General features: G+C 63.3%; 5 protein-coding genes and 2 pseudogenes. 2 read left to right on the top strand and 5 right to left on the bottom strand.

The window, feature by feature from the left end; all coding sequences use genetic code 11:
- Positions 1-238 (bottom strand): annotated as a pseudogene (locus tag AC2W7M_RS12655) (hypothetical protein); the annotation flags it as partial.
- Positions 239-814: 576 nt separating this feature from the next.
- On the opposite strand from AC2W7M_RS12655, the gene AC2W7M_RS12660 reads away from it, so the two are divergent.
- Positions 815-1042 carry a hypothetical protein gene (locus AC2W7M_RS12660; RefSeq protein ID WP_486132658.1) on the top strand — a complete coding sequence of 76 codons (228 nt, stop codon included), beginning with the start codon at positions 815-817 and terminating at the stop codon, positions 1040-1042.
- A 2159-nt stretch (positions 1043-3201) separates the two neighbouring features.
- On the opposite strand, the gene AC2W7M_RS12665 is transcribed toward AC2W7M_RS12660, so the two are convergent.
- The 3 genes from AC2W7M_RS12665 to AC2W7M_RS12675 form a co-directional block, all read right to left on the bottom strand.
- A complete protein-coding gene (locus AC2W7M_RS12665) occupies positions 3202-4350 on the bottom strand; it encodes a serine/threonine protein kinase (protein WP_486132659.1) in 1149 nt (382 codons plus the stop codon).
- Positions 4351-4359: 9 nt separating this feature from the next.
- A complete protein-coding gene (gene trmFO / locus AC2W7M_RS12670; RefSeq protein WP_486132662.1) occupies positions 4360-5766 on the bottom strand; it encodes a methylenetetrahydrofolate--tRNA-(uracil(54)-C(5))-methyltransferase (FADH(2)-oxidizing) TrmFO in 1407 nt (468 codons plus the stop codon).
- Positions 5767-5939: 173 nt separating this feature from the next.
- Positions 5940-6104, bottom strand: coding sequence for a DUF1127 domain-containing protein (locus AC2W7M_RS12675; RefSeq protein ID WP_486132660.1), 165 nt, complete (start codon positions 6102-6104; stop codon positions 5940-5942).
- Between the two features lie 282 nt (positions 6105-6386).
- Here AC2W7M_RS12675 and AC2W7M_RS12680 point away from each other — a divergent pair, with 282 nt between their 5' ends.
- A complete protein-coding gene (locus AC2W7M_RS12680; protein WP_486132661.1) occupies positions 6387-7097 on the top strand; it encodes an FkbM family methyltransferase in 711 nt (236 codons plus the stop codon).
- A 61-nt stretch (positions 7098-7158) separates the two neighbouring features.
- Here the strand turns inward: AC2W7M_RS12680 and uvrA are convergent.
- Positions 7159-10137: pseudogene (gene uvrA, locus AC2W7M_RS12685) on the bottom strand (excinuclease ABC subunit UvrA).
- Positions 10138-10274: the final 137 nt, after the last annotated feature.

Below are 10274 nucleotides of genomic sequence, written 5' to 3' on the forward strand. Positions count from 1 at the left end.
GGCGATGGCGGTGGCGCCGGCGCCTGCGGCTCGCCGCCACGGCGAGCGCGCCGAGCGCGAACACCAGCATGGCGGCGATGATGCGGTGGCGCTGAAGTCCTCCTCCTCCGGCCATCTCGCGATACTTGAAGGCGGCGAACACGGCGGTGAAGGCGAGGCCGGTGCCCCACAGCACCGCCGCGCTGCCCGTGGCCTGGGCGAGCGCCGCGGCGACGCCGCCCAAGAGCCGACAGCGCATAGGTGCGCACCCCCGCGGTCCGGCTGCCCGCCGGCTCGTCCCGCTCGCGCCATCCACGCTCGACGCCCACCACGAGGCCGATGGCGAGGGCAGTGGCAAGGCCGAGGATGAGGTCGGGCATGGGGTCTCCCGGTGGTTGGGGGAGGGGGAGACTAGCACTCGGCGCGGTCCGGCCCCAGCGGGGCGTGCCGAGGGGCGTCCGAACCCCTCACCCCGGCCCTCTCCCGCAAGGGGAGAGGGGGCGCGAACGGCGGGGATGGCGTGCGATGTCGGCGCGTCCGGTGGCGGAACCCGTGAATGCGGGGCGCATCTCCCCTCTCCCCTCGCGGGAGAGGGGATGGGGGTGAGGGGGCGGCGGCGATGGGCCATGCGCCGCCATTCCAAGATTGTGCCGCATGATTTGCGAACCGTCATGCTCCGGCTTGACCGGAGCATCCATGCGCCGGGTCCAGGCCGGCGGCCCGAGCATGGGCCCTCCGGTCGAGCCGGAGGGCGACGGCGTCGTATGCCGCCGAAGCCGGGACAGGAGACCATGTTCCGCGTCGCCTCTTACGGCGCCATGTCGCCGATGGTAGCGTGAAGAAGAATGCGGGCGAGGATGGCGGCGATCGCCAGGGGCGGCAGCCGGCCCATGTGGCGCGCGTGTCCGTGCGGGAGGCGGGGATCGAGACCGAGCAGGGGTTCCGGCCCATCGAGGCGGGGATGGCGGTGACGGCGGAGATCGAGACGGGGCAGCGGCGGTTGATCGCGTATCTGCTCTCGCCGATCTTGAGGTATCGGCATGATTTCGGGAGGGAGAGATGATTGCCCCTACGTGAAATAAATTATTGATATCAAATTAAATTACGGCGGATAATATAAATGCCCCTCTCAACGCCAGACAATCCAGAGAAATTACATACATGGATATCGGTATTATCAATTATTATTTTGACGGTCGTTCCATCCGTTGAGATTTATATCATAATTTACGAAAAGACAGATTTTATCTCCCTTCTAATAAAATTGTTTTGTTATTATAAACGCCGGTGTTTTTGTTGGGCATGAGTGTAAAAAGACATAAAAAATCAGGAAAAAGAATAAAAATTATCATTGTAAATATTTTATTTCGAATGTCATTCTTGGATACTATCAACGGGGGTCGTTTAGCGTAGGAGATAATTTAAATATAAGTGGAATCCTGCCTATAACAATTGGAGTTGGAGTGACTATTTTTATGTTTAGGTATATTTTTATCAAAATCGATAACGCTCTAGACGCCAAATCTGCGCTTGAAGAAATGAGATAGTTATGTCAAATAAACTCAATCAAACTATTGTTCTGGCGCATAATATAGTAATGCAAATCCTATCTATGGAGGAAGTGGAATCGATATATTACAATTTTTCAAAGAATAACAATTACTTTCGGAAAACATAGAGTCATTAAATCCACCTTAATGAGGAAGCTATATGTTTACGGAGCAGCTCAGTTTGGTGCAGGTAGCGGTGGAGATCAAGATGGGGCAGTGGCTGCTCATCAAGTATCTGCTTTCGCCGATCTTGGGGTATCGGCATGAGGCGGGGATGGAGAGATAGCGCAACTTTTATTTACGGTCTATTTTAACGCGACGAGCAAACTACATGCCGGCGCTCAATTAATAGGGCCTAAACAAATGATTCAAAATACTTACAACAATAACTCATTCGCCGCTTTCAATTGCGAAGACGATATCAGGTGTATTGATTTTTAATTCTTCTATTTTATTTTATGTAATTTTAATTACATCTGGCTTAAATATTATATCGATTCCGCTTTTAGCGATATCTTTGGCATCCATTTTTACGATTTTATGCTTAATAAATAATTATATATCACTCAAAATAAAGTATATTTTTTATTGTATACATGTCTGTTTTATATATACCATTATATTGATACGTACATCAATAATTCGCTTGCAAACATGAATGACATTAGTATGTTAGAGTATTTTTTCTTCATTTGAGTCAATTTTTCATGTTCGGAGCATTTATAGCAATAGAAATATATTTCATCAGAAAATTAAAATCACTATAATGAATTCAGTGTCCATACAAGGCTTTTGATCACAAGCATAAACATCAAAGGTGGGCTAGGTCAGAAACGATTCAATCTGGGCATGTGCCTTCTTTGCCGTCACGCGACGTTAAAGATCTTCAGCGTCACCCCGCTCATCCTCCACCATCTGTCGCTACGTGAACGGCGACGGCACGCAGCACCGCATGTCCTGGGCCGCCGCCGGCGACGTCGTGCTGGTGTTCGACCAGGACGGGACGGGCGACGTGGACAGGCCCGAGGCTCTCGGTTCACCCCTTCAGGCCCCTCCCAGGCGCGCCATGCTCCGGCCTGGTCGAGGCATCCATGCTCAGGCGCAGGAAGCGCCGGCGAGGTTCATAGGTCCACCGGTCGAGGCGGGAGGCGACGGGGGCGGTGCATCTCGGAAAGAAATTATCCCGCCTTGCGAGGCGGGCTTACGGCGGCGGAAAGCGGATGGTAGCTTGAAGAGCCGAGGATGGCGGCGGTCGCCAGGGGCAGCAGCCAGCCTATGTGGCGCGCGTGTCGGTGCGGGAGACGGGGATTGTAAGGAAAGTTTATTATGACGGAGAATATTTCAAATCTTTTATTGGGCATATTTGCGACAGCGACTACTGTAATATACATGTATTATTTATTTAGACTTTGTCTCAAACTAGCAAAAAAGAATTTTAATGAATGGGATGATCGATGTTCTTTTGTGTTCTTTTCACAATGGGTCAATTTGGACAATCTCATATCGATCGATGGATGCGCCTTGGCGTAAAAAATCACAATTCAGCTGTTAAAATTATAAAGCAGCAAAATCTGATCGTGTTGCTTGCGCCGGTCGGATTTGTGTCTATTTCTTGATATATCTATTCTTGGTTAAAGTCATCTTTGTAAACATTGCTTAAGCGCCGGAACTTTTAAGAATAAGTTCCATTTACGGCTCTTCTCCTGCCGCCCCTCACGCCGCCGTTCGGGTGATCCGGTCCGTCAGATTGAGCCGGGCGCGGGCGATGTCGGCCATCAGGGCGCGCACCTCCTCGGTGCCGGAGAGGGTGTCCACCATCTCGATCTGGTTGCGCGCCACCAGCAGCAGCAGATCGTCGCGCACCGCGCCGTCGGCGCCGAGGGGCAGGCGCGGGACGATCTGGACGTGGTCGAGATGGGGCCGGTCCGGCAGCGCCGCGTCCAGATGCGCGCGCAGCGCTCGGCCGAAGCTCTGCCCCGACCCGCGGCTCCACGAAGGCGTAGAGCCCCACCTTGCCGCCGAGCGTCTGGAAGTCGGCCATGTGCACCGCCGCGACCTCGGGGTGGGCGGCAAGGGCGGCGGCGATGCGCGGGCCCACCTGCGTCACCCGCGGCCCGCGGCCCTCGGTGTCGGAATAGGACATCAGCCGGCGCGTCACGAAGCGGTAGACCTTCTTGCCGGTGGCCATCCACACGCGGGTGATGAGGCTCTTCTTGGCCAGCATCGTCTTCTCGCGCGGCGTGAGGTCTCCAGGGCAATAGGTGCGCTTGTGCTTCAGGAGATGGCGCAGGTCCTCGTAGGCCAGAACCCGGCCGAGCTTCCAGCGCCGGCTGACGGGCAGCGCCAGCTGGAAGTCCATGAGCCAGGCCTCGCCATCCGCCCCGCGCAGCCAGTTCTGCTGCTTGGCGAGGTCGTTGTGGACGTAGCCGGCGCGGTTGAGGCGGCGCAGCGCCGCCCGCGCGGAATGGAAGAAGTGCCGGTCGCCGTGCGGGCGGGCGATGTGGAGCGGCACGCCCTCGATCCAGCCGCGCACCAGGAAGCGGTGGCCCACCGCGATCAGCGGGGTGGTGACGCCGGTGCGCGTGACCTGTTCCAGCGCCCGGCGCTCGAACGCGGCAAGCCGCGCGGCGAGCAAGGCGAACCAGGGCGAAACCGCGTCCCAGCGACCGGCGCACGGCCTCATCTCGCGTCCGTCCCGGGTCACGTAGGTGCCGCGCTCGACGGTGGAGAACACGTCGCGCTTCAGCACCGTGTCGACGCGGAAGGCCGCGGGATCGGCTCCGTATTCGATTGCAACGTCTGGATTTTCGCGGCGCGGCATCGGGCTTTTCTAGGCGGCCTTCCCGGCCGTGTCGAGCCAGAGGGCGAAATCGCTGAGCGCGCGCGCGGCCTGGGCGCGCTTCTTGGCGAGCGTCTTCTCGGAACCGCGCAGGCGCTTGCCGTCGCTGGATTTCGGCGCTTCCGTGAGCGGCGGGAACAGGCCGAAATTCACGTTCATGGGCTGGAAGGCGCGCGGCCCCTCGCTTTCGGGTGCGTCGAGATGGCCGCCGGTGATGTGGGCGAGCAGGGCGCCGTGGGCGGTGGTGACGGGCGGTAGATCGGGCGCGAGGCCGCGCCGTTCGGCGGCGGCGAAGCGCCCGGCCATCAGGCCCACGGCGGCGCTCTCCACATAGCCCTCGCAGCCGGTGATCTGGCCGGCGAACCGCAGCCGCGGCAGCGCCTTGAGGCGCAGGCTCGGGTCCAGCAAGCGGGGCGAGTTGAGATAGGTGTTGCGGTGGAGCCCGCCGAGCCGGGCGAATTCCGCGCCTTCGAGCCCGGGGATGGTGCGGAAGATGCGCGCCTGCTCGCCGTGGCGCAGCTTGGTCTGGAAGCCGACCATGTTGTAGAGCGTGCCGAGCTTGTTGTCCTGCCGCAGCTGGACCACCGCGTAAGGCTTGACGCCGGGGGTGTGGGGATTGGTGAGGCCCACCGGCTTCATGGGGCCGAAGCGCAGGGTCTCGCGGCCGCGCTCGGCCATCACCTCGATGGGCAGGCAGCCGTCGAAATAGGGGGTCTTGGCTTCGAAGTCGCGCAGCGGCGCCTTCTCGCCGGCAATCAGCGCATCCACGAAGGCGTTGTATTGCGCCTCGTCCAGCGGGCAATTGATGTAGTCGGCGCCGGTGCCGCCCGGCCCTTCCTTGTCGTAGCGCGACTGGAACCAAGCCTTCGACAGGTCGATGCTGTCGAAATGGACGATGGGGGCGATGGCGTCGAAGAAGGCGAGCGCCTCTTCGCCGGTCACGGCGCGCACCGCTTCCGCCAGTGCCGGGGAGGTGAGGGGGCCGGTGGCGACGATCACGCTGTCCCAGTCCTCGGGGGGCAGGCCGGCGATCTCCGCGCGGCGGATCTCGATCAGCGGATGGGCTTCGAGCGCGGCGCCCACCGCCTGGGAGAAGCCGAGGCGGTCCACCGCCAGCGCGCCGCCGGCGGGCACCTGGTTCGCATCGGCGCAGGCGAGGATGAGCGAGCCGGCCTGGCGCATTTCGGCATGGAGCACGCCGACCGCATTGCTCTGCGCGTCATCGGACCGGAAGGAATTGGAGCACACCAGTTCGGCGAGGCCGTCGGTGAGGTGGGCTTCCGTGGTGCGGTGCGGGCGCATCTCGTGCAGCACCACCGCGACGCCGGCCTGCGCCAGCTGCCACGCGGCCTCGCTGCCGGCAAGGCCGCCGCCGATCACATGGACCGGTCGCGGCACGGCGTGCGGCGCGGGCTCAGGCTGCCGGGTCTCGCTCAAGGCTCAAGCCTCCCACCGGACGCCCGACGGGGCGTCTCGAAGGGGGCGTTCTGTGCCACAAGGTCAAGGACCGCAGCAAGGAAAAGGCCGGCGGCCGGTCGCTGCCGCCCGCCGGTCCGTCTGTGTCCCGTCACTCAGGCGCCGATCGACGCCGCCCGGCGCGCGACCGAGTGGATCTCGCTGCGGGCGACATTGATGTCGGCCAGCGTGCGGTCGTCGAGCTTGGACAGCTCTGCAACCGTTTGGCGGTAGACCTGCCAGCGACGCAACTGCTGCGCCAGAAAACCCCAGAGTACCATGACTGCCTCCAACGCTGCGACTGCTCACACGGGAGCGAGTTGCATGCTTTGATGCAACCTAAGGAGCGTGGTCCACGCAGGGAAGACGGGTTGCTGCATTGCAGCAATGCAGCCATCGCAGATGTGGTTTCATGATGCCATCAGCCGTTGCAGAACCGTCGCATTGTGGTATCATACGACTGCCATTGCTACGATAATTGGGCGGGTCTGCAAGCGTGGCTGGAGGTTAAAGAGTATAGGTGCTAGCGCCTACACTTGGATTGGCGATCTGCGGGGGTAGCCATGGCATTTGTCGGCAAAGCCGACCAGTCGGTTTTTACGGCCGAGGTTGAGCGCAGCCTTGTGTCGCAGTTTTTTGACCGTCGGGACGGGGTTTTCGTGGAAGTCGGGGCGTTCGACCCGGTGTTTCAGAGCCAGACCTATCATCTGGAGATCAGCGGGTGGACCGGGGTCCTCATCGAGCCCGAGCCCAGCCAGGCAGACCATCTGCGCAAGTCGCGCCGCGCGTCGGTGTTCGAGGTGGCGTGCGTCGCGCCGGAGGCGGCCGGTCGCGCCGCCCGTCTGTGGTCGCGGCGCGGACTGAGCACGCTCCGCTTCCGCGACAAGCAGGCGGAAGGCGGGCTCGTCGTCTCGGTCGCCTGCGCGACGCTCGATCAGGTGCTCGATGATGCCGGGCTCGACCACGTGGACTTCCTCAGCATCGACGTCGAGGGCTCGGAACCGGACGTGCTGCGCGGCTTCGATTTCGCGCGCTTCCGCCCGGCCCTGATCCTGGTGGATGACCGCGAGCGCTTCGGCGAAACCACCCGCCTGATGGCGCGCAACCGCTACCAGCTGGTGCGTCGCACCGGCCACAATGGCTGGTTCGTGCCGAAAAGCTCCGGATTTCCCGTCGGCCTGTCCGGACGCCTGCAACTGATGTGGACCTACGGGATCGGACGGCTGATGCGCCGCACCCGCTCGCGGTTCAGCGAGCGTTCCGTATCGTTCTGACGGGCGAGGCCGCCCGTCCCCGGTGCGGACACGGGCCGGACTTCCCCAACCGGCGCACGACCTATTCGGCGGCGCGGCGCCGGCCGGAGCGCCGCGGCGGCGCCTCCGCAACGCTCGCGGCCGGCGCCATCGGCCGGCGCGCCAGCACCTCCGCAAAGGAAGCGCCCGGTGTGGGAGCGCTTTCTCCTTCGCCCACCGCCTCGGGGCGGGCCCGCCGCGACGATCTCGCCGCCGCCGTCGCCGCCCCTCGGGGTCCAAGGTCGATCACCCAGTCGGCGGTCTTGATGACCTCCAGATTGTGCTCGATCACCACCACCGTGTTGCCCTGGTCCACCAGCTCGTGGAGCACCTCCAGGAGCTTCTTCACGTCGTGGAAGTGCAGGCCCGTGGTGGGCTCGTCGAGGATATAGAGCGTGCGCCCGGTGGCGCGCTTCGACAGCTCCTTGGAGAGCTTCACCCGCTGCGCCTCGCCGCCGGAGAGCGTGGTCGCCTGCTGGCCCACCTTGATATAGTCGAGCCCCACCCGGTGCAGCGTCTCCAGCTTCTCGCGCACCGAGGGCACCGCCTTGAAGAAGGCCGCCCCTTCCTCCACCGTCATGTCGAGCACGTCGGCGATGGACTTGTCCTTGAACGTCACCTCCAGCGTCTCGCGGTTGTAGCGCCGGCCCTTGCAGACGTCGCAGGTGACGTAGACGTCGGGCAAAAAGTGCATCTCGATCTTGATGACGCCGTCGCCCTGGCAGGCCTCGCAGCGCCCGCCCTTCACGTTGAACGAGAAGCGTCCGGCGCCGTAGCCGCGCGCCTTGGCCTCCGGCAGGCCGGCGAACCATTCGCGGATCGGCGTGAAGGCGCCGGTATAGGTCGCCGGGTTCGAGCGCGGGGTGCGGCCGATGGGCGACTGGTCGATGTCGATCACCTTGTCGAGGTGCTCCAACCCCTCGATCTTGTCGAACGGGGCGGGCGCCTCGCTCGCGCCGTTGAGGCGCCGCGCCACCGCCTTGTAGAGCGTGTCGATGAGCAGCGTCGACTTGCCGCCGCCCGAGACGCCGGTGATGCAGGTGAACAGGCCGAGCGGAATCTGCGCCGTCACGTCCTTCAGATTGTTGCCGCGCGCGCCGGAGAGCGTGAGCATGCGCCTCGGGTTGGGTTTGCGCCGCGCCGGCACGCCCACCGAGAGCGCGCCAGTGAGATATTGCCCGGTGAGCGACTTGGGATTGGCGAGGATCTCCGCCGGGGTGCCCTGGGCCACCACGCGGCCGCCATGGATGCCGGCGCCCGGCCCCACATCCACCACATGGTCGGCGGCGAGGATGGCGTCCTCGTCATGCTCCACCACGATCACGGTGTTGCCGAGGTCGCGCAGGTGCTTCAGCGTCACGAGCAGGCGCTCGTTGTCGCGCTGGTGCAGGCCGATGGAGGGCTCGTCCAGCACATAGAGCACGCCGGTGAGGCCGGAGCCGATCTGCGAGGCGAGGCGGATGCGCTGGCTCTCGCCGCCGGAGAGCGTGCCGGAGGCGCGCGCCAGAGTGAGATATTCGAGGCCCACGTCCAGAAGGAAGCGCAGGCGCTCGCGGATTTCCTTCAGGATGCGTCCGGCGATCTCGTTCTGCTTGTCGGAAAGCTGGGCCGGCAGGTCCTCGAACCAGCGGGCGGCGGCCTTCACCGATAGGGTGCCTACCTCGCCGATGTGGCGGCCCGCCACCTTCACCGCCAGCGCCTCCGGCTTGAGGCGATAGCCGTTGCAGGCGGCGCAGGGCACGGTGGAGAAGTATTTCGAGATTTCCTCGCGCGCCCAGTCGCTCTCGGTCTCCTTCCAGCGCCGGTCGAGGTTCACCACCACGCCCTCGAAGGTCTTCTGCGTCTCGTAGGCGCGCAGGCCGTCGTCATAGGCGAAGGCGATCTTCTCGCCCTTGGAGCCGTAGAGGATGACGTCCTTCGCCTTCTCCGGCAGGTCCTCCCACGGCACGGTGAGCTTGAAGCCATAGTGCTTGGCCAGCGCGTCCAGGGTCTGCCCATAATAAGGTGAGGTGGACTTCGCCCAGGGGGCGATGGCGCCGTGCTTCAGCGAGCGCGCCTTGTCGGGCACCACCAGCTCGGGATCGATGGTCTGCTCGACGCCGAGCCCGTCGCAGGCGGGGCAGGCGCCGAACGGGTTGTTGAAGGAGAACAGGCGCGGCTCGATCTCGGGAATGGTGAAGCCGGAGACCGGGCAGGCGAACTTCTCGGAGAACATGATGCGGCGCGGGGCGCCGTGCTCGTCCTTCTCGTCGGCATACTCGGCCACCGCGATGCCGTCGGCGAGGCCGAGCGCGGTCTCGAAGCTGTCGGCGAGGCGCTGGGCGAGATCGGCGCGCACGACGATGCGGTCCACCACCACGTCGATGTCGTGCTTGAACTTCTTGTCGAGGGCCGGGGCGTCGGCGATCTCGTGGAACGCGCCGTTGACCTTCACCCGCTGGAAGCCCTTCTTCATCCAGTCGGCGAGCTCCTTCCTGTATTCACCCTTGCGGCCGCGCACCACGGGCGCGAGCAGATAGAGGCGGGTGCCCTCGGACAGGGCGAGCACGCGGTCCACCATCTGCGAGACGGTCTGGCTCTCGATCGGCAGGCCGGTGGCGGGCGAATAGGGGATGCCGGTGCGCGCCCACAGAAGGCGCATATAGTCGTAGATCTCGGTGACGGTGCCGACCGTGGAGCGCGGGTTCTTCGAGGTGGTCTTCTGCTCGATGGAGATGGCGGGGGACAGGCCGTCGATCTGGTCCACGTCCGGCTTCTGCATCATCTCCAGGAACTGACGCGCATAGGCGGAGAGGCTCTCCACATAGCGGCGCTGGCCCTCGGCATAGATGGTGTCGAAGGCGAGCGAGCTCTTGCCCGAGCCGGACAGGCCCGTGAACACCACGAGGGCGTCGCGCGGAATGTCGAGATCGACATTCTTCAGATTGTGCTCGCGCGCGCCCCGGATCGACAAGGTGCGGGCATCGCGGCGGGGAGCGGGGGCGGCATCGGTGTCCCGCGCAGGGGAGGTCTTGCTCTTCATGAACGTCCGGGGCGGCCCAGCGGCCGAAAGAAGGGGCGGGTCAGGACCGGCGCGCCGTGCCCGCGAGCGGGCGGGAGACGAAGCGGGCAGGCCGGGAACGGAAAGGGATACGGGCGCAGGTGGCCGGATGGATGGCG

This window comes from Xanthobacter sp. BG11Y11_SDJG, assembly GCF_057364445.1.

Bases quoted from the DNA above. Each gene is read 5' to 3' on its own strand.
- AC2W7M_RS12675 (WP_486132660.1), bottom strand. From the start codon at position 6,104: ATGGTACTCTGGGGTTTTCTGGCGCAGCAGTTGCGTCGCTGGCAGGTC.
- AC2W7M_RS12680 (WP_486132661.1), top strand. From the start codon at position 6,387: ATGGCATTTGTCGGCAAAGCCGACCAGTCGGTTTTTACGGCCGAGGTT.
- AC2W7M_RS12665 (WP_486132659.1), bottom strand. From the start codon at position 4,350: ATGCCGCGCCGCGAAAATCCAGACGTTGCAATCGAATACGGAGCCGAT.